The sequence below is a fragment of the Sphingobacterium ginsenosidimutans genome, assembly GCF_039536865.1.
In the GTDB taxonomy this organism is placed as follows: domain Bacteria; phylum Bacteroidota; class Bacteroidia; order Sphingobacteriales; family Sphingobacteriaceae; genus Sphingobacterium; species Sphingobacterium detergens.
Genome location: NZ_BAAAZK010000006.1, coordinates 285031 through 310303 on the forward strand (window position 1 = coordinate 285031; position 25273 = coordinate 310303).

At 35.4% G+C, this 25273-nt stretch carries 21 protein-coding genes; 10 read left to right on the forward strand and 11 right to left on the reverse strand.

Features of this window, described 5'->3' with window-relative positions:
* From gmk to dnaN, 6 genes are all read right to left on the reverse strand, one after another.
* Complete coding sequence (gmk, locus tag ABFX33_RS11815; RefSeq protein ID WP_120261277.1) at positions 1-570, reverse strand: guanylate kinase; 570 nt, start codon at positions 568-570, stop codon at positions 1-3.
* 2 nt (positions 571-572) lie between these two features.
* Positions 573-1448: a YicC/YloC family endoribonuclease gene (locus ABFX33_RS11820; protein WP_257095996.1), complete on the reverse strand. Its 876-nt coding sequence runs from the start codon at positions 1446-1448 to the stop codon at positions 573-575.
* Between the two features lie 93 nt (positions 1449-1541).
* Entirely contained in the window at positions 1542-2114 is a 573-nt protein-coding gene (locus tag ABFX33_RS11825; protein ID WP_346086225.1) for a CAP domain-containing protein, read from the reverse strand.
* A gap of 43 nt (positions 2115-2157) precedes the next feature.
* The gene (locus ABFX33_RS11830; RefSeq protein ID WP_346086226.1) at positions 2158-2805 is read right to left on the reverse strand and encodes a DedA family protein; all 648 of its coding nucleotides are present in this window, start codon (positions 2803-2805) and stop codon (positions 2158-2160) included.
* 24 nt (positions 2806-2829) lie between these two features.
* The gene (locus tag ABFX33_RS11835; protein ID WP_120261281.1) at positions 2830-3492 is read right to left on the reverse strand and encodes a DedA family protein; all 663 of its coding nucleotides are present in this window, start codon (positions 3490-3492) and stop codon (positions 2830-2832) included.
* A gap of 14 nt (positions 3493-3506) precedes the next feature.
* Positions 3507-4628, reverse strand: coding sequence for a DNA polymerase III subunit beta (gene dnaN / locus ABFX33_RS11840; protein WP_104384747.1), 1122 nt, complete (start codon positions 4626-4628; stop codon positions 3507-3509).
* Between the two features lie 209 nt (positions 4629-4837).
* Between dnaN and ABFX33_RS11845 the strand changes: the two genes are divergently transcribed.
* The 7 genes from ABFX33_RS11845 (at position 4838) to ABFX33_RS11875 (ending at position 10644) form a co-directional block, all read left to right on the forward strand.
* A complete protein-coding gene (locus ABFX33_RS11845) occupies positions 4838-5980 on the forward strand; it encodes a DNA polymerase III subunit (RefSeq protein ID WP_346086227.1) in 1143 nt (380 codons plus the stop codon).
* A gap of 10 nt (positions 5981-5990) precedes the next feature.
* Complete coding sequence (locus ABFX33_RS11850; protein WP_346086228.1) at positions 5991-7373, forward strand: PSP1 domain-containing protein; 1383 nt, start codon at positions 5991-5993, stop codon at positions 7371-7373.
* A gap of 54 nt (positions 7374-7427) precedes the next feature.
* Positions 7428-7892: a gliding motility lipoprotein GldH gene (locus ABFX33_RS11855; RefSeq protein WP_257096006.1), complete on the forward strand. Its 465-nt coding sequence runs from the start codon at positions 7428-7430 to the stop codon at positions 7890-7892.
* Positions 7892-8941 carry a tetraacyldisaccharide 4'-kinase gene (gene lpxK, locus ABFX33_RS11860; protein WP_346086229.1) on the forward strand — a complete coding sequence of 350 codons (1050 nt, stop codon included), beginning with the start codon at positions 7892-7894 and terminating at the stop codon, positions 8939-8941. The genes ABFX33_RS11855 and lpxK overlap by 1 nt, the downstream gene beginning before the upstream one ends.
* Before the next feature lie 81 nt (positions 8942-9022).
* Positions 9023-9391, forward strand: a complete 369-nt coding sequence (locus tag ABFX33_RS11865; RefSeq protein WP_257096011.1) for a hypothetical protein — start codon at positions 9023-9025, stop codon at positions 9389-9391.
* A 388-nt stretch (positions 9392-9779) separates the two neighbouring features.
* Complete coding sequence (locus tag ABFX33_RS11870; RefSeq protein WP_346086230.1) at positions 9780-10166, forward strand: hypothetical protein; 387 nt, start codon at positions 9780-9782, stop codon at positions 10164-10166.
* 70 nt (positions 10167-10236) lie between these two features.
* Positions 10237-10644, forward strand: coding sequence for a hypothetical protein (locus ABFX33_RS11875; RefSeq protein ID WP_346086231.1), 408 nt, complete (start codon positions 10237-10239; stop codon positions 10642-10644).
* A gap of 149 nt (positions 10645-10793) precedes the next feature.
* On the opposite strand, the gene dnaA is transcribed toward ABFX33_RS11875, so the two are convergent.
* The gene (gene dnaA / locus ABFX33_RS11880; RefSeq protein ID WP_077436883.1) at positions 10794-12218 is read right to left on the reverse strand and encodes a chromosomal replication initiator protein DnaA; all 1425 of its coding nucleotides are present in this window, start codon (positions 12216-12218) and stop codon (positions 10794-10796) included.
* 546 nt (positions 12219-12764) lie between these two features.
* Positions 12765-14693 carry a 1-deoxy-D-xylulose-5-phosphate synthase gene (dxs, locus tag ABFX33_RS11885; protein ID WP_346086232.1) on the reverse strand — a complete coding sequence of 643 codons (1929 nt, stop codon included), beginning with the start codon at positions 14691-14693 and terminating at the stop codon, positions 12765-12767.
* Positions 14694-14854: 161 nt separating this feature from the next.
* Here dxs and ABFX33_RS11890 point away from each other — a divergent pair, with 161 nt between their 5' ends.
* A complete protein-coding gene (locus tag ABFX33_RS11890) occupies positions 14855-15643 on the forward strand; it encodes a segregation and condensation protein A (RefSeq protein WP_257096017.1) in 789 nt (262 codons plus the stop codon).
* A 123-nt stretch (positions 15644-15766) separates the two neighbouring features.
* On the opposite strand, the gene thiL is transcribed toward ABFX33_RS11890, so the two are convergent.
* Both thiL and nadA read right to left on the reverse strand, forming a co-directional pair.
* Positions 15767-16819, reverse strand: a complete 1053-nt coding sequence (gene thiL / locus ABFX33_RS11895; protein ID WP_346086233.1) for a thiamine-phosphate kinase — start codon at positions 16817-16819, stop codon at positions 15767-15769.
* 158 nt (positions 16820-16977) lie between these two features.
* Positions 16978-17973, reverse strand: coding sequence for a quinolinate synthase NadA (nadA, locus tag ABFX33_RS11900; protein WP_120261293.1), 996 nt, complete (start codon positions 17971-17973; stop codon positions 16978-16980).
* 3428 nt (positions 17974-21401) lie between these two features.
* On the opposite strand from nadA, the gene nadB reads away from it, so the two are divergent.
* Together nadB and ABFX33_RS11910 are read left to right on the forward strand one after the other, a co-directional pair.
* The gene (nadB, locus tag ABFX33_RS11905) at positions 21402-22994 is read left to right on the forward strand and encodes an L-aspartate oxidase (protein WP_346086234.1); all 1593 of its coding nucleotides are present in this window, start codon (positions 21402-21404) and stop codon (positions 22992-22994) included.
* Between the two features lie 5 nt (positions 22995-22999).
* The gene (locus ABFX33_RS11910; protein ID WP_120261297.1) at positions 23000-23506 is read left to right on the forward strand and encodes a gamma carbonic anhydrase family protein; all 507 of its coding nucleotides are present in this window, start codon (positions 23000-23002) and stop codon (positions 23504-23506) included.
* Between the two features lie 54 nt (positions 23507-23560).
* Here the strand turns inward: ABFX33_RS11910 and ABFX33_RS11915 are convergent, their stop codons facing one another.
* The gene (locus tag ABFX33_RS11915) at positions 23561-25159 is read right to left on the reverse strand and encodes an Ig-like domain-containing protein (RefSeq protein ID WP_346086235.1); all 1599 of its coding nucleotides are present in this window, start codon (positions 25157-25159) and stop codon (positions 23561-23563) included.
* Positions 25160-25273 lie beyond the last annotated feature (114 nt).

Sequence of the window (25273 nt, forward strand, 5' to 3'; positions counted from 1 at the left end):
TTATTTATTGATGAAGCCCATTACAATTTCCTCAGCATCAGCGCAAGCTGTGGCTAAATCAAAATTTTTCAGGATTACATCAAACTTATTCGCGTAGGTTAGTTCCAATTCCGCTTTGGCAAATCTTTCCTGTAGTTTTTCCTCCGAATCTGTCCCACGTCCAGTCAGACGTTCTTTAAGTACTTCTAATGATGGTGGTTGCACAAATATAGAGATTGCCTGCTCTGGAAATTTAGATTTCAGACGTAATCCTCCGACGACATCAATATCGAAAATAACATTTTTACCCTCTTTCCAGATGCGTTCGATTTCGGAACGCAAAGTACCATAAAATGTACCTGAATAGACCTCTTCAAATTCGATAAACTCTTGTTTGGCCACTTTATGCAAAAATTCTTCTTTGGACATAAAGTAGTAGTCTTTCCCATCGACTTCCTGTCCCCTTGGATCACGGGTACTCGCAGAAATAGAAAATTCTATTTTATCACCATGTTTACTTAAAAGATCTCTTACTATAGTTGTTTTTCCTGCGCCCGAAGGTGCTGAGAAAATAATTAATTTACCGCTCATCCTTATAATACGTTGAGCAACTGCTCTTTTATTTTTTCTAATTCTTCTTTCATTCTAACCACAATCTGCTGTATACCGGCGTGATTAGCTTTAGATCCCAAGGTATTGATTTCGCGGCCCATTTCTTGAGAGATAAAGCCTAGTTTCTTACCATTTGAATCGGCAGAATCAAAGGCTTTTAGAAAGTAGTTACAGTGGGAACGCAACCTAACTTTCTCTTCAGTGACATCTAATTTATCGATATAGTAAACAAGCTCCTGTTCAAAACGATTCTGATCCACATTCTCTTTACCCACGCTATCATTGAGAAATTGCTCTATACGTTGTCTGATCAAAGGGATACGTTCAACTTCAAGTGCTTCCACTTCGCCCAAATAGGTCAAAATCATTTCAGCTCTCTTTTTTAGATCTTGAGCCAATACATTTCCTTCATCTTCACGGAATGTATTGAAATGTCTTACCGCATCATAAAAAGCATCCATCAATACTCCTGATTCTTCATCATCAACGGTATCGTCATTGTTAGTGACAACTTCAGGCATATTTAACGCCAATTCGAATAGATTGACATTCGTATCATTTAGCTCATTTGCGATCTGCTGCAATTGACCATAATATTTTTTTAGCAAATCAGCATTGATAGATGAAGCCTTGGCTGTTTGATCAGCATATTCTACAGTTACGTTCAGATTAACTTTTCCGCGTTCAATAAGCTTACTGCATTCAGTACGCAAGGTCAATTCTTTGTCCGAAACTACTTTGGGCAGACGAAGATTTAATTCAAGGAATTTTGAATTTAAGGACTTTATTTCGACACTATATTTGACTTTACCGTTCTCTTTGGAAGCCGTGCCATATCCTGTCATGGATTTTATCATATGCAAAGGTATGACTTTTCGAATAAAAGTTGAAGACGCAACATAGATTAATTGCTGATACTCCTCAAATTACCTCCAAATAGGATAGTTTATTTACCAATCATGCTTTGCAATAATAACAACGAGATAGCTTTCATAAGGACTGGCTCCCTTACACTTCACATAACCAATCCCAATATCATATAGTGATCCGTTCCATTGATCCATACCCAATAAATGCGTACGATGATGATAACCTGGCGCTTCTCTTCCGATAATCAATGCTTTAATAGCATCGGTTGCACTAGCACGATTAGCAGCAATGGATTCAAAATTATTAGCGCTCCTTTTTTTTAGCCAAGACTGATTTAACTCGTATCCAGCTTCTTCGATAAAATAATTGGGTCCATAGCCTTCAGGAGAGACATGATCAAAATAAGACCGTTTGGCCATATCTTTAGCCCGATACTCTGCAACTTCGGCAAGCTGCTTGTTCCAATTAAGCTTTGTTCGGGTAATCTTTTGTAGATTGAAAAGTTTTAATTCCCTTTTATATTTTTCAGGATTTGTTCGAATTTTATTTAACAGATCGTAAGCCTCTTTTGCTTGACGCCGATCGACAGAGACACGTTGCCCTGAAGCAAGCTGTGTGACAAATAAGGTAAATGCTAAAATGAAGTATTTCATATCAATCCTTTAACCTTAAAAGACTGACTTTAGTATTTAACGTTTAATCTTTTTTTGACCTTTTAACCGCTAAAAACTGTATCAACATGGGTATTAGGCTAATAAATATGATAGCTAATACAACTAGGGAAAAATTCTGCTTGAAAAAAGGAATCTGCCCAAAAAAGTAACCCGCTAGAATAAATAACGATACCCATAATATACCACCTACTATATTGTATTTGCCAAAAATGCGGTATGGCATCTTGCCAATACCCGCTACAAAAGGGGCAAAGGTTCGGACAATAGGTACAAAACGAGCATAAACAATGGTTTTAGTACCATATTTTGCATAGAAATCTTGTGTTTTTTGAAGATAGGATGGTTTAAAAATTTTTGAGTCTGGTTTAAAAACTCGAATTCCAAAATATTTACCTATCTCATAATTCACAAAATCGCCAGAAATAGCCGCACATATTAGAATAAATAGGAAAAGTGACAGTGAAAGATTGCTTTCTTGTCGGGCAATAATGGCTCCCAATGCAAATAATACTGAATCCCCCGGAAGGAATGGTGTAACCACAAATCCTGTTTCAGCAAAGATAATCAAGAATAGAATGAAATAAGTCCATCCAGCATAGGTATTGACAATCTGCAACAGGTGTTGATCAATATGTAGGATAAAATCGACCAGCTGAGAAAGAATCTCCATATTTGATAAATAAAAAAGGGAGTCCTATTGAACTCCCTTTTTAGTTTTTATTTTTTCTTTTACCAACTCAAATATAATAGGCAGTACTGAAATAAAAATGATCAGTAGTACCACTTTCGAAAAGTTATCTCGAATAATTGGAATATTACCCAAAAAATAGCCGGCTAATGTAATGCCGCCCACCCACAACACAGCTCCTACTATATTGTAAGTAATGAAAGTACCATAATTCATCTTGCCAATACCACCAACAAATGGTGCTAAAGTACGTACAATAGGTACGAAACGAGCTATGACAATCGTTTTGCTTCCATACTTTTCATAGAAAGCGTGTGTTTTTGCAATCTGTTCATCCTTGACAACCTGTTTTCCAAAAAGTTTGAATTTTGTCAATCGCATCCCAAAATGCTTTCCGATGGAATAGTTAAGAGAGTCGCCTGATATTGCAGCAATCAGCAGAATCAATATCATCAACCAAACATTCAGTTCATTCGGCTGTGCAGCAAGCATTCCGCCAGCAAACAACAACGAATCTCCCGGTAAAAAAGGCATTACGACCACACCCGTTTCCACAAAAATGATAAGAAACAAAATAAGGTATGTCCATAATTGATAATCATTGACAATTTCAACCAAATGTTTATCAATATGGAGAATAAAGTCAATAAGATGTGTAATTATTTCCAAAACCGATAAGAAGATTAAGCGTTATTTAACATCACTGGCATAACCAACATCAAAATATCCTCATGATCTTCAGACGTCGCAGGAATCAATAAACCGGCACGGTTTGGTGTACTCATTTCGATAACAACCTCTTCGCTTTCAAGGTTATTTAACATTTCAACCAAAAATTTAGCGTTAAATCCGATCTCCATATCGTCTCCCTCAAATTGACAAGACAAACGCTCGTGCGCTTCGTTGGAGAAATCCAAATCTTCAGCAGAGATATTCAATTCGCTGCCTGATATCTTTAAACGTACTTGATGTGTTGTCTTATTTGCGAAAATAACAACTCTTCTCAAAGTGTTTAAGAAAAGTAATCTATCAACCGTAAGCTTATTTGGATTGACCTGAGGAATTACCGCAGCATAGTCAGGATAACGCTCATCGATCAAACGACAGATCAGATTGATATTACCAAAACTAAAGAAAGCATTAGTCTGATTATATTCGATAGATACTTTTGTATCATCCGAAGGTAATGACGATTTTAATAAAGAAAGTGCCTTCTTAGGTAGAATAAGTGAAGCAGGTTTTTCAGCACTGATATCTGATCTTGTGTAACGTACCAATTTATGTGCATCTGTAGAAACAAAAGTCACATTTTTCTCAGCCAATTGCACTAAAACCCCAGACATCGCTGGTCTCAATTCATCGTTACTTACCGCAAAGATAGTCTTACTGATTGCCTCCGAAAGAACCGGAGCCGGCATTTCAATAATAGATCCGTTATCAATAGAAGGAATTTTAGGAAAATCATCTGCATTTTCTCCGCTCAATTTATATTTACCATCACCTGCACTGATTTCAATAGCCAATGTATTCATGTCTACTGAAAAAGCAACGGGCTGATCTGGGAGAGTTTTTAGTGTTTCTATCAAAATCTTAGAAGGCATAGCTACTCTTCCTTCTTCTTTTGCTTCAATCTGCAAAGAAGTAACCATACTCGTCTGCAAATCCGTAGCAGAAATAGTCAAGTTATTGTCTTTTATTTCAAAAAGAAAGTTTTCCAATATTGGTAAAACAGTACTTGTACTAGATGCTCCATTGATAGCTTGTAACTGCTTTAATAAAATTGATGTTGATACAATGAATCTCATTTCCTAATTACTAATTATTATGTGCAATAATACACAAATTAATCAATATTTTTGAGATTTGTAAATGCCTTTCTTTCCACATACGAAGATTTATTGCACTTAAATAAGCGATTGTATTTCAATTAATAAGCACGCTTTCAAAAGTATAGAAAGCAAATTCCCCCTGATAAATCACAATATTTATTACATTTGTATAATAGCAATAGTGTATGCAGTTTAAAGATATCATTGGGCATAAAGACATCAAAGAACATCTTGTTCGTACGGTTCATGAAAACCGTGTGAGCCATGCGCAATTATTTCTAGGCCCTGAGGGCTCCGGAAGCCTTGCTCTAGCCTATGCTTATGCTCAGTTTTTAAACTGTGAAAACAAACAAGCTACGGATAGTTGTGGCGAATGTGCCTCTTGCCGAAAATATGGCAAGCTGATTCATCCAGATTTGCACATGTCTTATCCTTTTATTGCCAAACACAAAGAAGATACGGCCACAGACTATGCTGAAAACTGGCGAAAGTCCTTTTTAACCAATCCCTATATGGGTTTGGAATACTGGCGAAATCAGTTGGATGCAGATAATAAACAGGTCAATATTAATATTGCTGAAGCACATAGTATCATCAAGAAATTGAGTCTTAAAGCTTTTGAGGCTGAATATAAAGTGTTGATCATGTGGTTGCCCGAATACTTGGATACCCAAGGCAACGCATTATTAAAATTGATTGAAGAACCGCCCGAAAAAACGTTATTTATTTTGGTTGCAGAGAATCAAGATAAAATTTTAAATACCATTATTTCTCGGACACAGCTGGTCAAAATTAAGAAACTAGACCATACCGAAGTCGCACAGTATTTGAAGACTGCGCAACATCTTTCTGATCAGGAAGCATCTGAAATAGCTTTTATAGCTGATGGGAACTTACAGGAAGCGCTTAATCAACTCAATACACAGACCAATAATCATTTTGGCATTTTGGTAAACTGGCTACGATTTATCGTATCGGACGCAGGAACAAACATGATTTCTTTAGTTGAAGAGGATTTGTCCAAAATGGGTCGCGAAAATCAAAAGAGCTTTCTTTTTTACGCGATCAACATGATGCGGCAGATTATTTTGATTAAGGAAGGTCTCTCCAGTCTCGTATTTTTACCTGCCAAAGAATTGGATTTTGTCCAAAAATTTGCAGTACATTATAGCATAGAACAAATTGAAGAAACAATAAATCTATTTGAGGAAACGCATTATTTTGTAGAAAGAAATGCAAACCCTAAAATATTATTTTTAGATTTATCTTTGCAATTAACATTAATATACAAATACAAAACGTTTCCGAAAGGAACTCAATATATATAAATAGAAAACTATGGGATGTGGCAGTTGCTCATCCGGCGGAGGTTGCGGTACTACCACAGCAAGTGGTACACCGGCAGGATGTCAAAATAACGGCTCTTGCATGACTAGCGGATGTAATAAATTAGATGTATATGACTGGCTTTCCGATATGGATATGCCATCAAACTATAAACCATTCAATATCGTAGAAGTACGATTCAAAGGATCTCGAAAAGATTTCTTTATTAATGTAGACAACCTTTACCTTGAAATGGGGGAAATGGTCGTTGTAGAGCCCTCAACAGGGGGATATGACGTTGGCCACGTTTCCCTGACAGGTGAGTTAGTTCGATTACAATTAAAAAAGAACAATGTTACCCCTGAATTGGTAACAAAAAAGATCTATCGGAAGCCAAATGAAGTGGATGTAGAAAAGTATAATGCAGCGAAAGATCTTGAATGGGAAACCATGCATAAAGCACGTAAACTTGCTTTGGATCTAGGCTTATTAATGAAAATTTCGGATGTAGACTATCAGGGAGATAAAACGAAAGCAACGTTTTATTATACGGCAGAGGGCCGTGTGGATTTTCGTGAATTGATCAAGAAAATGGCTGAAGCATTCCGTATACGGATTGAAATGCGCCAGATCGGTATGCGTCAGGAAGCGAGCCGTCTTGGCGGTATTGGATCATGTGGACGCGAACTATGTTGTTCTACTTGGTTAACGGATTTTAAAACCGTATCCACCTCTGCTGCCCGCTATCAAAATTTATCATTGAATACCTTAAAACTAGCTGGACAATGTGGTAAGTTAAAATGCTGTCTCAATTATGAATTGGATAGTTATATGGACGCATTGAAAGACATTCCTAACAATATTGACCGTATTGAAACACTAAAAGGTGTGGCTTATCTCCAAAAAACCGATATCTTCAAAAAAATGATGTGGTTTTCTTTCCCAGGAGCAGAAAACTGGATTGCTATGCCAGTTCAACAAGTCAAAGAACTTGTCGAAATGAATAAGCAGGGTATTAAACCAGAAGCCATATCAAGTGCAATAGAAACAGAAGATATCCGAGAGGAAAAAATTATTAACTACGATTACGAAAATGTAGTCGGTCAAGATAGTTTAACACGTTTGGATGACCGCAACAAAAGAAAGAAAAAACGGAAAACCAAAAGCAATAATGCTAAACCGGAAAACAAAAGCGGTCAGAAAAGTGATAAGGCTGAACAAAATCCACCAAAACAAGTAGTGGCCAAACAGCAAAACAATCCGGATAATACAAATCCTGCAACGACGAACAAAGAAAATAAAGAGGGTCAAAATAATAAACCTAAAAAACGCTTTAATCGTCATAGAAATAAAAACAAAGGCAACAATAACAATCCTGCCTCAAAAACAGAATAAAACGAATATGCCTAATTTAAAATGTTAGGCATATTCTATTTATATAGATTTAAAATGAAACTAAAGGCTTTTCTTTTTGGAATTTTATGTATTGGTTTATGGACATCTTGTGACCAAACTGCTATTATCAATGAAAATAAACCTATCGAAAATAAGACGTGGCTATATACCTCACATCCTAGTTTTCAATTCCACATTAGCGACAAGACAAAAAAATACGATGTACTTATAGATGTACGCCATACACCTGAATATGCTTTTTCTAATCTCTTTGTTTTGATTTACCAGCAGGGCCCAGATAAAAAAACAAATACCTTCCGTAAGGAAATTAAATTGGCAAAATCAGATGGAAAGTGGATTGGAAAATCATCAGGCAGTCTTTACAATCAGCAATCTATCATTCATCAAGATTACGTATTTCCAGACACCGGATTATATACGATATCCATTGAACAGAATATGCGAGATAATCCTTTGCAGGAAATTACAGATATTGGATTGACAGTAATACCAAAATAATGTGGACTTTCCTACGATATCTCCTTCTTCCCTTTTCCATTATTTTTGGATTAATCGTATGGTTAAGGAATCGCCTATATGATTCCCATGTGCTACCAGCTCGATCTTTCCAGATTCCGACCATCGTAATTGGTAATTTAGCAGTTGGTGGTACCGGTAAGAGTCCCATGACCGAATTTGTTGTCTCTTATCTTAGTAGTAACTACAAGGTTGCTATCCTCAGCAGAGGTTATGGTCGAAAAACAAAAGGATTCCGGACTGTGCAAACAGATTCTCCAGCGATAGATGTAGGCGATGAGCCATTGCAATTCAAAAACAAGCTTCCAAATATCACAGTAGCGGTATGTGAAGATCGTTGTACTGGAATAGAAAAACTTCAGGGGGATCATCAGCTTATTATCCTAGATGATGCCTATCAACATCGAAAATTATCTCCTTTATTTAATATTCTTTTATTTGATTTCAGATCCTTTTCGCAACCTATGTTTGTATTTCCTGCTGGAAATTTCAGAGACCTACTCACTGAATCTAAACGAGCGCAAATCATAGTCATTACAAAATGTCCGCCTAATATTTCCAGTGAGGAAAAGATACGTATAGAAGAAAAGCTCCGTCGTTATAACAGCGAGGCCTTGATCGCATTTAGCCATATAGACTATTTTGAACCTGTTAATAGCGATGGGAGATCGATTGATATCGAAGATAAGGATATCATATTAGTGACTGGTATAGCCAGACCACAGCCATTACTGGATCATGTCAAGAAAAAAGCAAACGCAGTCAATCATATCTCTTTTGGAGATCACCATACATTTAACGACTCCGATATTGACCAAATCATAAAAGCTTTCCAATCTCTAAATAGCAGCAATAAAATAGTATTGACCACTGAAAAGGATTATCAGCGGCTAAAACCATATAAAGATCGTTTCGATACGATAGAACTCGTCTATTTACCGATAGGACTTAAATTTAATGATCCAGTACAAAGAGATCACTTTTGTAATATTATAAGTGATACAATAGCATTAAGTGTTAATCAACCTTAAATTTTGTTAAGGGCTAATATTTTAGTAAACTTTTTCGTCAAATTTATATTCAAAAGGAAAGTAAACTTAAAATATAAAGCGATGAAAAAGAAAACTTTAATGGTAATAAGCGGCCTACTTTTGGCAACAACAGTAGCTTTTGCCCAGCAACGTCAACAACGGAGTCCCGAAGATCAAGCGAAGATGCGTGTGGAACATCTAGACAAACTACTTACACTTAATCAAGTGCAAAAAGATTCCATTTATAATCTTACATTAAGCCAGGCCCAACAGCGAGCGGAAATAAAAAGTGATGGCGGAGACCGCAAAGCCAATATGGAAAAGTTTAAGCAGCTCCAAGAAGCTCAGGCAACTAAAATAAAATCATGGCTCAATCCGGATCAAGTAAAACTATTCGATGAACAGCAAGAAAAAATGAAGGATAGAATGAAAAAACGTTCTGAAAACTAATTTTAATGGAAAAGGTCGATAAATAATCGACCTTTTTTATGAATTATTCTATGGTTGGCCAAAATAGTAGAGCGTGTACCTTTCTATAGCATATTAGACCTATAAAGCCGTATAATACCATTATTAGGTCTTTTAAGGCAATTTATTCTCCCAAGCAAGCATATCTTTCCTCAATACCAAAAGCGATTCTCCGCGCTTTATTTAAAACAAAACAATCATTATCTATTATATCTTGCTCCTAAAATACATATACAACTGAAAATAAATAAGATACATAAATATGCAGCGTTAAAACTTTGTTAAAGTAACATACTTGATACAATATAAATCAGCTTTATTAGTTTTTATATCAAGACATCATAGTTGTAACTTTTTAAATACAATAGATATGAAAAAGCTAATTTTAACAGGTATAGGATTGTGTTTGGCACTTAGCCTAACATTCGCTCAACAGGCTACACCTGAGGAAACCGCTGCAAAAGCTACTACCGAACTGGTACAAAAGCTGAATCTGAATGATGAACAGAAAACTGCTGTATCCTCCATTCTATTGGATCAGGCGAAGGCAGAAGAAACGATTTTAAAAGACAGCTCTTCCACTGCTGCTGCGAAAGGCGAAACCCTCAATAAACTTCAAACAGAAGTAGACGGCAAGGTGAGTCAATTACTGACAGAAGATCAAAAAACTATTTATCAGAAGGTAATTGCTGAACGGCCAGCAAAAGCTGTCCCTACGCCTACTGAACCTTCTAAAACAGAATCCAGTGCTAATTAACAGTTTATTGTAATAATTAAAAACAGACATTAATAAATTCATTGAATAATTTCATTTAAAATTAAACATCATGAAAAAGTTATTTTTAACCAGTATAGGTTTTTTCCTAGCGATGACCTTATTGTTTGCACAGCAAACCACCCCAGAAGAAAATGCAACTAAAGTTGTGACTGAGTTGGTAACAAAGCTTACACTGAATGATGAACAAAAAACTGCTGTATCACCAATTGTATTGGATCAAGAAAAAGCGATAGCAGCTGTTATCCAAGATACCACAACAACAGCTGATGTAAAAAAAGAGAGCATTACGAAGCTTCAAGGTGAATCAGATAGCAAGATCGCTCTACTATTGACCGATGAGCAGAAAGTGGCCTTTAAAAAATACATTGAGGAGCGACCTGCAGTAAGTATTCCTGCCACTCCGGCGCCAACAGAACAAAAAGAAAATAACAACGAAAACAGCAATCAACAACAATAATCATTCTATTCAAATTAAGAGGAATGTATTAAACCTCTGGATATGCTTAGGCATATTCAGAGGTTTTTTATTCAATCATCATATATGAGTACAAAAAAAGGCTGTCTATCGAGACAGCCTTTTTTACTTTAACTTGATATCAAGCTACATTAAGATTTCAATTTCTTCATAATGTCGCTGACATAAGTTTTAAATTTCTTGTCAGTTTCAATTAAATCCTCAACGGTTTGACATGCATAGATGACAGTTGAATGATCTCTTCCTCCGAAGAATGCGCCAATCGATTTGAGCGAAGATTTTGTGTGGCTTTTTGCTAAATACATCGAAATTTGCCTGGCCTGCACGATTTCACGTTTTCTGACCTTTGACTTTACCATATCCACAGGAACCTCAAAGTATTCGCAAACTAATTTTTGAATAAAATCCATTGAAATTTCCTTATGTGTATTCTTCACAAAATTCTTCAACATCGATTTAGCCAACCCCAAATCAATTTCCTTTTTGTTCAATGTAGATTGAGCCAATAGCGAAACCATTGCTCCCTCCAATTCACGAACACTGTTATCGATTTGCGTTGCTACATATTCCACGACATTTTCAGGTAATTCAATGCCGTCAGAATACATCTTCTTCTTCAAAATCGCCATTCTTGTTTCAAGATCCGGAATTTGAATATCTGCAGATAATCCCCACTTGAAACGACTAAGCAAACGTTCTTCTAAACCAGCTAGATCTTTAGGTGCTTTGTCAGAAGTCAGAATGATTTGTTTTCCAGATTGATGCAAATGATTGAATATATGGAAGAAAATATCCTGTGTTTTCTCTTTACCAGCAAAATTGTGCACATCATCCATGATGATCACGTCCATTGCCTGATAGAAATTAACGAAGTCATTGATTGTGTTATTTTTCAATGAATCCACAAACTGCTGACAGAATTTTTCACAGGACACATAAATGACCAACTTATCGGGAAGATTTCTTTTGATTTCATTACCGATAGCTTGGGCAAGGTGTGTCTTTCCCAAACCTACATCACCATAGATCATTAAAGGGTTGAATGAAGTACCTCCCGGTTTGTTTGCTACAGCGTAGCCTGCAGAACGAGCAAGACGGTTACATTCACCTTCAATAAAATTCTCAAATGTGTAGTTTTGATTCAATTGCGGGTCAACCTGCAATTTCTTTAATCCAGGAATAACAAATGGATTTTTGATATCTCTATTCAAAGATACCGGCACAGGAATAGATTGTCTCTTACCCTCTGCCCCATTGCCATTCGATGGAAGATTAGTCGTATAGGGATGAGAAGCCGATGACTTCTCAACTACAATATTGTATTCCAATCTACCTTGTTCTCCTAGAAACTTCTTTACGGTCTTGCGAAGAATACCTACATAGTGTTCTTCCAACCACTCGTAAAAAAATAAGCTAGGTACTTGAATAGTCAAAACGTCACCCTCCAAACGGACTGCTTTCACAGGTTCAAACCAGGTCTTGAAACTTTGTGCTGGGATATTATCTTTGATAATCGAAAGACAATTATTCCAGACACTTGAATACGTTTTTTCCATTCTAAAATTGTTAATAAGTTGATTTACAATACGCGACAAAAAATATGTTGATAACTTTCTCTGAGAACGAAGATGACAAAAAAAAATCAGCTAAAAAACTAAAATATAAAATAATTAATAAAACCTTATATATCAGCAAATTACCTTGTAAAATTGTGGAAAACTCGCGCTAAAATTGATCTCTAAAAATAATTATTAACATTCCAAATTTATTTCAAAAAAAAGAACAAAAAAAGTAGCAAACATACTACAGCTCAGTCTTAAAGGTATAGAACTAAATTAACCAAAATAAAAGCGAAATACAACCTTTAGTTCATATATTTTTAATATTAAATTTATAAGAATTTAAACTCTACTTAACAACATTACTCAACATCTTTCTACTCTATTCTGAAGACCTTGTGAAATAAGAAAGTATAATAATGACGGGTCATTGAACAATCGTTTTTGTAACATAGTCGATGAGAAAGTAAACCGATTTCAATCCATAAAAAAAGGAAATCCCTGTAGAGGATTTCCTTTTTGGTAAATTATAAGTGACTGGATCTATCCAACCATTGTATGGGTGAATTTTCCGTCACACATCTTTTTTCCCTCTTCGACAATTGCAGCAGCATCGTAATGAGAACTTCGCCATTGTGCATTCTGTTCCGCGTGTTCTACAATTCGGTCAGGAATACCTAATCGTACAATCTGACTATTGTAACCATGGTCTGCCATAAATTCTAATACAGCAGAACCTATGCCCCCCTGCAGACAGCCATCTTCAACGGTGATTATCTTCTTGAATTTTTTAAAGACTTGATGCAATAGGGCTTCATCCAAAGGCTTAGCAAATCGCAGATCATAATGCGCAGGATGTATTCCCAATTCATTCAATTGCTGTACGGCTTTGACGGCTTCATTTCCAATAGCACCGAAGCTTAAGATAGCGAGTTCCTCCCCTTCAGTAATCACTCGTCCTTTTCCTATTTCTATTTCCGTAAATGGACGGCGCCAATCTGGCATCACCCCATTTCCTCTCGGATAGCGAATGACAAAAGGTCCCTTATTAGGTAACTGTGCAGTATACATCAAGTTTCTAAGCTCCTCTTCATTCATCGGAGCAGAAACAGTCATATTCGGAACACAACGCATAAAAGCGATATCATAAGCTCCATGATGTGTTGCACCATCAGCTCCCACTACGCCAGCACGATCTAAGCAAAACACAACATTCAAATTTTGCAGGGCGACGTCATGGATAACCTGATCATAGGCACGTTGCATAAACGATGAATAAATATTGCAAAAGGGTAATAAGCCCTGCGTCGCTAAGCCCGCACTAAATGTGACGGCATGTTGTTCAGCAATACCAACATCAAATGCTCTGTCAGGCATTGCTTTCATCATGATATTCATCGAGGAGCCAGAAGGCATTGCTGGCGTGATACCAACAATTTTTTCATTTGCTTCAGCAAGTTCCACCATAGTATGTCCAAAAACATCCTGGTATTTTGGTGCTACAGGTTTTTCACTTGAAGATTTCTTTATCTCCCCAGTAATTTTATCAAATAAGCCTGGCGCATGCCACTTCGTCTGATCCTTTTCAGCAAGCGCAAATCCCTTTCCTTTCATTGTTACAACATGTAGCAATTTAGGACCAGGTATATGTTTAAGATCTTCAAGCGTCTTAGCTAACTTCTTTACATCATGTCCATCAACTGGACCAAAATATCTAAAGTTCAATGACTCAAAAAGATTAGCATTCTTCAATAGGGTACCTTTGATGCTTTTCTCTAGTTTTTTAACAATACCAAGCGCATTTGGCCCCACTTCAGAAATTTTAGTCAACACAGCAGCTATATCATCCCGAAATCTATTATATCGTTTTGATGTAGTAATACTTGTTAAATACTCTTTCAGCGCGCCAACATTGGGATCTATGGACATACAATTGTCATTCAAAATCACCAATAAGTTAGATTTAGAAATACCGGCATGGTTCAAAGCTTCAAATGACATACCGCCAGTTAAAGCTCCGTCTCCAATAACCGCAATATGCTGACGATCTTTTTCTCCTTTTATTTGGGAAGCTACAGCCATACCTAAAGCTGCTGAAATTGACGTAGAAGAATGCCCTACCCCAAAAGCGTCGTATTCGGACTCAAAACGGTTGGGAAAACCCGAAATTCCGTTTTCTATGCGATTCGTATGAAATATCTCACGACGTCCAGTCAAAATTTTATGACCATAAGCCTGATGACCTACATCCCAGATCAATTGATCATAAGGTGTATTCATTACATAGTGTAATGCCACGGTTAATTCAACGACTCCCAAACTTGCTGCAAAGTGACCACCATTCACCGAAACTTGATCAATAATAAATTGACGTAATTCCTGGCTTAGTTGTTCTAATTGGTCTTCCTTTAGCTTTTTAAGATCAGAGGGATCGTTTATTTTACTTAATAGTTCTCCAGCCTCAAATTGCATAGTACTGCTATTTTACATTAAATGTTTACACAAAGTAACGACAATTTTATTTAATCTTTAAAATAAATCGCATTTCCATATTGAGCTACAACAAATAAAAGCACCAATAGTTTCTATATGAACAATTCCAAAAGATTTTATTATGTAAATTTGTATTAGATATGCAAGTAGAAGAAGGTTACGAAATCAAGCTTCCTCAATTTGAGGGACCTTTTGATTTATTACTATTTTTTATCGAGCGGGATGAATTGAACATTCATGATATCCCTATTTCGAAAATTACCGATGATTTTTTGTCTTACGTAAGTCAAATGCAGGCACTCAATATGGAGATGGCCAGCGAATTTATTTTTGTAGCCTCTACATTGATGCGTATTAAGGCGAAGATGCTACTGCCTAGACCAGATCTTGATGAAAACGAAAACGAAATAGATCTGAGAGAAGACCTCGTTCAGAAACTTATCCTCTATAAACAATTTAAAGAGGTATGTGAAGGCTTAAAGGTAATGGAAGAAAATCGTCTCCAGTTATTTAGTAGAGGCAACATCCAATATGATATACGACAACGACTACAATTGGATGCAACAGGTGAAAACCTAGACAGCTTTGATCTCTATGGACTAATGATGATCTATGAGCAAATGATGTATCAATTTCGCAATAGACCAGCAGAAGTAACACATACTGTTGTAAAGTATCCCTATACTATCGAACAACAGAAAAAGGCGATAGCTGAGCTTATTGAAATCAATAAGAAATTGGATTTTCAGGAGATATTGAAAAACTCAGAAAACAAGATTCAGTTTGTATATAATTTTCTGGCCATACTAGAGATGCTCCAACAGCGTTTACTGCAGATAGAAGTAGGTCTTGGATACAATAATTTCAATGTTGGTGAGCGAGATCCACAACAAGAAGATTTGGTGCTTGAAGAAGAATTAGAGCAATAAAAAAAGGCTGCCAAATTAGTTTGGCAGCCTTTTTTTATCTTGCTTTAACGAAACATTCCACATCGAACTTTTTCAATATTTATTCGTGGAAAATTCGTTTCTTGTTTTTTAGATATCTTCTTTTTAATCCTTTTTCTTGAAAGCATTCCAGCCTTGGGCTGTAATCGGATATAGATTTCCAGATTTCGAAATCATTTCACAACCCTCTGAAGCCGCTGTCATATAGCCTATGATACTGATATCGGGCAAATTCTTAATCTTATCGTGATCTGACTGTGCTATTGTAAACAGCAGTTCATAGTCCTCTCCACCATTAAGAGCTGCAACGGTTGGGTCGATACCAAATTCACGTCCAGTATCATAAGTCATCTGATCCAATGGAATTTTTTCCTCATACAGTCTACAACCTTTATCAGATTGGCGACAAATATGAAGTACTTCGGAAGCCAAACCATCTGAAATATCCATCATTGACGTAGGTATAATGCCCAATTTTGCAAATAATTCAACAATATCTTTTCGTGCCTCTGGTTTTAACTGACGTTCCACGATATAGTCTTTACCTTCCAGATCAGGCTGCACATTAGGATTTTCTAAATAAATATCTTTTTCTCTCTCCAGTAGCTGTAATCCCATGTATGCTGCTCCTAAATCTCCGGATACACACAATAGGTCACCTTCTTTTGCTCCGTTACGATAAACGATCTTTTCAGCATCGGCATAGCCTATACTTGTTATTGATATAACGAGCCCTTGGGCTGAAGCCGAGGTATCCCCACCCACGAGATCAACATTATACTTTTTACAGGCAATCAAAGCGCCCTGATAGATCTCTTCCACCGCCTCCAATGGAAATTTGGAAGATAAACCAATAGAAAATGTAATCTGAGAAGCAATTCCATTCATGGCATAGATATCACTCAAATTTACCTGTACAGCTTTATAGCCCAAGTGTTTTAATGGAACATATCGCAGATCAAAATGAATTCCCTCGAGGAGCAAATCAGTAGAAATTAAAGTCTTCTTTCCTTCAAAATCCAATACTGCTGCATCATCACCAATTCCTTTAATGGTCGATTTCTCGGTCAGCTCTACTGCTTTACTTATATAGTCAATTAAACCAAACTCCCCCATTTCTTCCAAATTGGTACGTTCAGTATTATCAAAATCAAACATGTTAAAAAATTTAAAATTTCAAAATATCATGTAATGCTTTATCAGGATATTCCCTCGATCCTCATCAAGATAACGTGATGAATAGCATTATAAAATAATAATCGATATGAAAACCAATTTGTTATCATATCGATTATTATCAAAAATTATGCAAATTACTACAGTCCCAAACTTGCCGATATCTCTAACATCCGTTCAATAGGCCGTTGTGCGCGAAGTATGACATCTTCAGGAAGTAAAATTTCAGGCGATTCATATTTCAAACAATTATAAAGCTTCTCAAGCGTATTAAGCTTCATGTGAGGGCAATCATTACATGCACAGGCATTGTTCGGGGGAGCAGGAATAAAAGTCTTCTCAGGGCTTGCTTTCTGCATCTGATAAAGAATTCCAGATTCCGTGGCAACAATATAAGACTGGGCACTATCTGTCTGTGTAAACTTAAGCATTCCGGCTGTGGAACCAACATAATCTGCTTTAGCTAAAATATGGTCTTCACATTCTGGATGTGCAATAAATTTAGCCTCAGGGTATTCGCTTTTCAAACGATCTATTTTGTCCTGAGAAAAAATTTCATGCACCATACACGCTCCATTCCACAACACTAGATCACGTCCAGTTTTTTTCTTTACATACGCCCCAAGGTTACGATCTGGCCCAAATATGATTTTTTGGTCTATCGGAAGACTCTCGACGATTTGTACAGCATTGCTTGAGGTACATACGATATCCGAAAGCGCTTTCAATTCAGCGGTACAATTTACGTAAGTAATCACCAAATGATCTGGGTATTGCTCTTTAAACTTAGCAAACAAATGTGGTGGACATGAATCCGATAATGAACAACCAGCTTTAGCGTCTGGCAAAATAACTTTTTTTGTTGGTGAAAGTATCTTGGCTGTCTCGGCCATAAAATGTACTCCAGCAAACACTATCAAGTCTGCATCCGTTTTCGCCGCTTCTTGCGACAAGCCCAAACTATCTCCAATATAATCTGCTATATCTTGAATTTCAGACTCTTGATAATAGTGTGCTAAAATTACAGCATTCTTTTCTTTCTTTAATCGTTGGATCTCAGCTACTAAATCCAATGAGGGGTCAATCGGAGCATCATTATATCCTTTTGCCTGAAGCTCATAATTTACAATTTCCATGCGGGTACTTTCAACAGTTTATGAGCAACAAAAATAAGCATTGTTACATATATAAAAGTCAGCAAAAAGCAAATTAATCAAATATGTTGATAGCGTAATTTAAAAATAATACAAAAACTAAAGTTAAATTATTATCGTAAAACAAAATAACTTCAGAAATATTCAATTTTAAACCCTCTTAGAGTCGTATATCCTATAAATAACCAAGCTATATATCCTATATCAAAATCTCAGCGGGTTTGTTTCAGAATCTTTCTAACACAGAAAACGATTTTCTATAAATTTATAGCCTTATGAACGTTCTTAGGCATGATACAAAACAAGGAAAAATATAGCATAAACGGAAGCTTTATTTATTAACATTTTCTATCCGATCGAAATTTGTAGCCGTTAGAATCCACTATTCAAAAACGAATTTATGCAGGAAAAAAATATTGATGTCTAGGGAAATTTAGGAAGAAACTTCAAGAACCATCCAGCCTTCTAATAACTAACATATCGAGCCGCTATAGAGGATAAAAATATGTCGACTTCAAAGAGAATAGCATCCTCGGCTATAAAGTCGTTTAGAATTGAATATTCATATACTGGAAGTCAGCCGCAAGTTTTAAGAAAATCTGAAAGACTTATTTTTAAATCGACCCGTTTTTGAAAAAATAAAAATCTAAAAAAATTGATAAAGGATTGTCTATACAGAATCCACCCTCAAATAAGGCCGCTGAGATTTGAATATTCGCGTACTAACAGTAAACGCTGAAGTTTTACGAAAACCTGAAAGACTTTATTCTAAATAAACCAATTCTTGAAAAAATAAAAATCTAAAAAATAGGGAAAAGGATTATCTATACACAATTCATTCTCAAATAAAGCCGCTGAGATTTGAATATTTACATATTGGTAGCTAGTGATGAATTTTTAATAAAACCTGAAAGACTTTATTTTTTTAATAGAGCCATTTTTTTAATGTGCGAATCGAAAAGAGTAAAACAAGCGTAAACTAAACGCTATCCATTATCAAATAAAGTCGCTGAGAATTGAATATCTGTCTCCATTGTCAACATAATGTGCTGCAGCAAAATCTCGAAGACTTTAAATTCTCAAGTAAAGTGTTTTATGCCTCATAATTTCGAAAATAAAAATTTGTATTATGAATAGGTTTAGACAGTCAGAAGTAGTTGATTAAATAATCCAGATCGATTTTGAAAATAAATCGATTCCGAAAGACAAATATTGGTTATTCGGAATAAAAAGTCTTTTAGAATCCAATTTTTTAATAAAATAAGAAAGTAAAAAGTTATATAGAAAGCTAGGAGGCTTTGGTCTTGTTATAAGGTCAAAATTCAGCTAAATAAAGGCTGTAGGAATAGGATATCCTTATGAAAAATCTGTAAATCGGAATTTATTCAAGTCTAGCAGGCTTTACTATTTTACAAGACCCTTATGGATAAACTATTCAATTTAATAAATAGAAAATAGGCTTATATCGGAATCTAGAACGCCCAATAAAAACTATTAGTCGAATAGAATTGAATTAAGTGTTTATAAATAATGTATTTCTACAAAAAGCGTCTACTAATACGTTCAAAATAACTCAGAAATATATAGAAAAGATAGCCATTTCTATGCTTTCTATCGGCGTAAAGGAATATTATTTAAAAAATTTCTATATAATTAAATATAAAACTATATTACAACAACATTATTAATATAATTTAAAAACTATAAAATTTTATTATAATTAACTATTGTAGTTTGTAAAGTCTCTTATAGGCTCTAAGAATTCAATAATCTATAAACATAAATCCAATAATTCGAATAAGCCAATCTTAAAGCCTTTAGAATCCGCTGCCAGCACAAATAAACTCCTTTAGAATCGACCAAAATTTATATGTTACAAAGTATATAATTCTATTGCATTCATAGAGACCTTATTTTGAAAATAAACTCCTTGACATTGTCATAAAAAATATACAATATCCAATAATACCATTTATCAAAAGCTAAAGCACTTAAATTTTAAATTTCCAAAGTGCCCAGTCGATACTGGGTCGCAAATATAGTAAGAATGTTCATTTCTCAATAAACTTTTTTCAAATAACACAATCATATTCGATTTCAGTGTATCTGCTGTGAAATTATACTAAGCTCATCAAATGCGCGGTTCATGCGATTCGATTAGTATATTTCAAAATGTCATTTAGAATCAAATAACAATTTTTAAGAAAAATTCAATGGTAAATATTCAATTCTAATCGCGTCTATATTACAAAAATTTATAATAAAGCCGCTGAGAATAGCATAAATACCAATAAATGCTTCAAAAATTTTAATATCTCAAAGAAATCGATAATAAATCACCACTAAATTGCATTTTTCAAAATTTTCACTCGTATAAAATTATCTTTTTTTAATTATTCGATCTCAAAATAAATTTTTCTTGTTTTAAACCCAGTAAGAATCCGATATAACGTCGAAAGTATACTAACGAATCGTTTATCTGATTCTGAAAGGGTCAAAAATTTCAAATTTCAAAATATAGAAATCACCAAAAATTACTTTCGAAATTCAATAAAAAATGCTCGTTTAAACTATTTTAAACCTAGTAAATCAAGAAAATTCTTAAAAAAAAGTAAATATTAAAACCAAAACGGCCTAAATAAACAGATTTTTTCATTTAAAATGATTTTAAACCCATTAAGATTCAGATAAAATCCGAATAAAGTTATCAGAAGTGAAATAAACAAATCTAATAGCCTCAAAAACGAAATTCCATAATAAAAAGCATAAAAATGCCAATACAAACTCTTTTATAATCTCATAAAATTTTGTTTTTTAAATTTTTAAAAAAATATTCAATTCTAAAGAGCTCAAAAATCCCTCAAGAATTTGATTTCCGAAAATAAACCCGTTTAGATTTCGATATTTCAATAGGGGAGTTAATCACTTCCAAATATCGTAACCTAAAAAGGTTTGATTCGATGTTGACAAAACTAAACAAAGATTTTCGAACGTATTCCACAATCTTTTTTTTTAATAAATACTAATATTTTAAATTAAAGAATCTCTTATTGTTTATTAGGGTGTGGAAAAGTGGTATAAATTGATTTGAATCGATTTTGATTTTAGGTTTTTATAGAGTTTTCAACAATTTTTCAACAGAAATTTGGTATTAAATAGCTGATTTTTAAAATTCTAATTTTTCCTGTTTTTTATTTTCCATATTTTTTTGTTGAATAGTTAATGTTTGTAAAATGTGGAAATCTGCCAATTTTTGTGCGGAAAAATAATTGGAATTCGTAGTGAAAGTAGGGGATTTGTGGAATGTTAAATACTTTTCATTTTTATTTAACCTTTTATTTACACGTTTTCCACATTTTTCGTTAATTTGAACCATCACTTTTGGGGATAGTTTGTGAATTTTAAAATATATGGCAGATAGAAAAGTAGATTTTTTGGTCATTGGATCAGGTATTGCCGGATTGAGCTTTGCATTGAAAGCTTCTAAATTTGGTAAAGTGTTGATAGTCACTAAGTCCAATGAGGATGAGTCTAACACGAAATACGCACAGGGGGGAGTAGCTGCCGTTGTGGATAAGTCAGATAGCTTCGAAAAGCATATCATTGATACTCAGATAGCTGGAGATGGATTATGTGATGTGGAAATTGTGGAAAACGTGGTCCGGGAGGCTCCGGATCGGATTGCCGAACTTATTTCTTATGGAACCTCATTTGACAAGGAGGAATCTGGAGTTTATGATCTAGCTAAAGAAGGGGGGCACTCGGCTCATCGTATTCTACATTATAAAGATATAACGGGGTATGAAATCGAACGAGCGTTGTTGGTGCAAGCACACAACGATCCTAATATCGAAATGGTTACTCATTATTTTGCTATCGATCTGATCACCCAGCATCATATGGGGGAGTATGTTGATAAGAATAGGGAAGATATTACCTGTTATGGTATCTATGCATTTGATACCTCATCGCATCTCGTAGACAAGATTTTGAGCAAGGTGACTGTCATGGCATCCGGTGGTGCGGGACATGTGTACTCGAGTACAACTAATCCGACTATTGCTACTGGTGATGGTATAGCGATGGTTTACCGGGCGAAAGGCAAGGTGCGTAATATGGAATTTATGCAATTTCACCCGACCTCATTATATAATCCGAAGGATTCACCCGCTTTTTTGGTTTCGGAGGCCGTTCGTGGTTTCGGAGGGATTCTTAGAAGGATAAATGGTGAGCCTTTTATGGAGGAATATGACGAAAGAGCCTCTTTGGCTCCAAGAGATATTGTTGCGCGCGCTATAGATGCCGAAATGAAGAGGTCTGGTATAGATTATGTGTATCTGGATATTACCCATAGGGATAAGAAGGATATTATTAAGCACTTTCCAAATATTTATGAAAAATGTCTTTCTATAGGATTGGACATGGCTACAGACTTTATACCGGTCACTCCGGCTGCCCATTATTTATGCGGTGGAATTTATGTAGATGATTTTGGACGAAGCAGCATACGTAATCTATATGCCTGTGGAGAGTGTTCATCGACTGGATTGCATGGAGCAAATCGATTGGCTTCTAATTCCTTACTTGAGGCTCTTGTATATGCTCATCGGATCTTTTTGGATGCTACAAAATCCGTTGGAGCTATAAACCATGTTTCCGATGTTCCCGAATGGGATGACTCGAAGACCTCCCTTTCCAATGAGGATATTCTAGTCAGTCATAATCTACGTGAGTGTCAGAAGATCATGAGTGATTATGTTGGTATTGTTCGATCAGATTTTAGACTAGAAAGGGCCCTTAAACGCCTACATTTACTATATGAGGAAACAGAGGAATTCTATCGCAACACCCGGCTTTCTGTGAAGCTTTGTGAACTGCGGAATGTGATCCAGGTTGCTTATATTGTAACCAAGTCGGCTATGCTTAGAAAAGAAAGCAGGGGCTTGCATTATACAACAGATTATCCCCAGCATTCGGATATATTACAAGACACGATATTTTAGTAGATATGGCACTTATTTTACCTGTTTTAGATAAGTCTCCAATGATAGCTGAGGAATGCTTTTTGGCCCCCAATTCGACTATTGTTGGCGATGTAGAGATTGGACACCATTGTTCGGTTTGGTTCAATGCGGTAATTCGCGGGGATGTTAATTATATTCGTATAGGTCATTATACCAATATACAAGATGGTGCTGTTATCCATTGTACCTATAAAAAATGCGGAACTACCATTGGTAATTACGTTAATATTGGCCATCAGGCTATGGTACACGGATGTGTCGTGGAAGATCATGTTCTGATCGGGATGGGCGCTATAGTAATGGATAATGCAGTGGTGGAATCCAATGTAATTATTGCTGCTGGTGCTGTTGTTTTGGAAAATACCCGTTGTGAATCAGGATATCTATATGCTGGAGTTCCTGCAAAAAAAATAAAAGCGCTGACTGATGAACAGAAAGCGCTTTTACAGCAGCTGCCACATAACTATGTATTATATAGCTCTTGGTTTTAGCTTAAACGTATTAGCAATATTTTTTTTCTTGTTTTTTTACAATTAGTCTCAATTTTATTCCTTTTTGAGTCCACTTAATGAAAAGCTATCTTTTTGTTCCCAGTTTGCACGTATCGTAAAAACCTTATTTAGGTAGACAACAGGCTCTGGGAAAGTCTTCTTCTCAACATCTCCGGTATCCCATATTCCATTATTATTGTCATCGCGGATGACACGTATGGTATATCTTCCTCCTGGAAACTGTTTGTAAACTACTGATGGATTAACACTATTGATCTTATCCATTCTATATATCCTATCTTTTTTCTCATTGATCAATTCGACCAAGTAGGTAGTATTGCTGTCCAGATCCGTAAAGTCAAATGTTAGATCCCCATAGTTTTCACTATCATCGTAAGTCAGATCGAATTTCTTCTCTTTATTTTGTTCCCCAAAATATCCTGTTATGGCACCTTCTGTAAATTCTATCTGATATTTTTTATCTTTTCTCCAATTATAACGGATATGGTAAATATTGGAGTCATTTGTATCCACTGCCAATTGATAGTTCGTTCTTATAAGAGAATCTTCTTTGAACTTTAACTTCGCTTTATCTATATTTTTTATCGGAGTAAAAGCTGATACCTGAAGATGATTGATCCTATCTACTTTACCATTATTTGGTGTAAATTGTGGGTCTATAACCTGCTCTATTTTCACATTTCCTCTTCTGACAAGAATAGTGTCCAAAGGTTTCTCACCTTCTGTTAGAACGAGTTTGAGTGAGTCTATTTTTAGGTTGGGAAGAAACAACGTTGCAGAATCGGAACTCTTCGAGAATCGTACTATTTTATCCTTATTATTGACTTCATCGTTTAGAATATTAAGCTTTGGTTTATCCACTCTTCTATTGAAAATGAGGAGCACACTTCCATTTTTCTCAAATTTCTTTTCTTGCGTGCGGAATTTTTTTGGAACAGCTTTGAATACTTCTAAATTGATATTGGTAAGGTCCCGTTCTAATACGATGGAATCTTTTAGAAAGCCTATTTCTTCATCGGGTGCATTATAGATCCGATCGTTGTTCTTTTCCTGAAGAGCATATATACGATACGTTCCCTCACGGAGGTTATTTAGTTTGTAGTTTCCAGCAGTATCTGTTATGGTGAAAATATTGGCTTTCTTTTTTCCAAAAATAGAATCTTGGCTTGTGGGTATTAGAAGAACTTTAACCTCTTTTAATACTTCTTTTGTCATCGCACTTTTTACATTGCCCGATATACTGAGTGAGTCAATTTTGTCACCTGTTGCAAATACATAAGCGTAATTTACCAATGCATTCCCTGCATTATAATCTACTAGGCCCTTGCCGAAATAGATGCTATAAGTCGTATTTTTTTCCAATGAATCTGGTAATGTGATTTCCAGATTTTTTTTCTTGACTTTGAATTGGGGATTACTTCCCATATCCGGTGTGATGCTAAACTCTTTTTGCTGATTGGCCAGCTTGACATACTCATCAAAAGTTATGACGATTTTTTTTTCGGTAAAATTCTTCGAAAAGTTCGTAGGGCTTTCCTGCAGAATTTTTGGAGGAATAGAGTCTTTAGGTCCTCCTGTTGGCTGTTGTATACTCGCACATTGTATAGACAAGCCAATGAGCATTATAAACATGCTTAAAATAAGTAATCTCGTTTTTAAGCTACTTTTTAGCCTTTCTGAACTACTTTTATTACTTTTTAAAGAAGTTGTCATAAAAAATAGAATATTGTCTTAAATCGCTTATTT

Bases quoted from the DNA above. Each gene is read 5' to 3' on its own strand.
- ABFX33_RS11890 (WP_257096017.1), top strand. From the start codon at position 14,855: ATGCAAGTAGAAGAAGGTTACGAAATCAAGCTTCCTCAATTTGAGGGA.
- dxs (WP_346086232.1), bottom strand. From the start codon at position 14,693: ATGCAATTTGAGGCTGGAGAACTATTAAGTAAAATAAACGATCCCTCT.
- ABFX33_RS11820 (WP_257095996.1), bottom strand. From the start codon at position 1,448: ATGATAAAATCCATGACAGGATATGGCACGGCTTCCAAAGAGAACGGT.
- dnaN (WP_104384747.1), bottom strand. From the start codon at position 4,628: ATGAGATTCATTGTATCAACATCAATTTTATTAAAGCAGTTACAAGCT.
- ABFX33_RS11845 (WP_346086227.1), top strand. From the start codon at position 4,838: ATGCAGTTTAAAGATATCATTGGGCATAAAGACATCAAAGAACATCTT.
- ABFX33_RS11910 (WP_120261297.1), top strand. From the start codon at position 23,000: ATGGCACTTATTTTACCTGTTTTAGATAAGTCTCCAATGATAGCTGAG.
- ABFX33_RS11865 (WP_257096011.1), top strand. From the start codon at position 9,023: ATGAAAAAGAAAACTTTAATGGTAATAAGCGGCCTACTTTTGGCAACA.
- nadA (WP_120261293.1), bottom strand. From the start codon at position 17,973: ATGGAAATTGTAAATTATGAGCTTCAGGCAAAAGGATATAATGATGCT.
- lpxK (WP_346086229.1), top strand. From the start codon at position 7,892: ATGTGGACTTTCCTACGATATCTCCTTCTTCCCTTTTCCATTATTTTT.
- ABFX33_RS11830 (WP_346086226.1), bottom strand. From the start codon at position 2,805: ATGGAGATTCTTTCTCAGCTGGTCGATTTTATCCTACATATTGATCAA.
- ABFX33_RS11850 (WP_346086228.1), top strand. From the start codon at position 5,991: ATGGGATGTGGCAGTTGCTCATCCGGCGGAGGTTGCGGTACTACCACA.
- ABFX33_RS11825 (WP_346086225.1), bottom strand. From the start codon at position 2,114: ATGAAATACTTCATTTTAGCATTTACCTTATTTGTCACACAGCTTGCT.
- ABFX33_RS11875 (WP_346086231.1), top strand. From the start codon at position 10,237: ATGAAAAAGTTATTTTTAACCAGTATAGGTTTTTTCCTAGCGATGACC.
- ABFX33_RS11915 (WP_346086235.1), bottom strand. From the start codon at position 25,159: ATGTTTATAATGCTCATTGGCTTGTCTATACAATGTGCGAGTATACAA.
- dnaA (WP_077436883.1), bottom strand. From the start codon at position 12,218: ATGGAAAAAACGTATTCAAGTGTCTGGAATAATTGTCTTTCGATTATC.
- ABFX33_RS11870 (WP_346086230.1), top strand. From the start codon at position 9,780: ATGAAAAAGCTAATTTTAACAGGTATAGGATTGTGTTTGGCACTTAGC.
- gmk (WP_120261277.1), bottom strand. From the start codon at position 570: ATGAGCGGTAAATTAATTATTTTCTCAGCACCTTCGGGCGCAGGAAAA.
- nadB (WP_346086234.1), top strand. From the start codon at position 21,402: ATGGCAGATAGAAAAGTAGATTTTTTGGTCATTGGATCAGGTATTGCC.
- thiL (WP_346086233.1), bottom strand. From the start codon at position 16,819: ATGTTTGATTTTGATAATACTGAACGTACCAATTTGGAAGAAATGGGG.
- ABFX33_RS11855 (WP_257096006.1), top strand. From the start codon at position 7,428: ATGAAACTAAAGGCTTTTCTTTTTGGAATTTTATGTATTGGTTTATGG.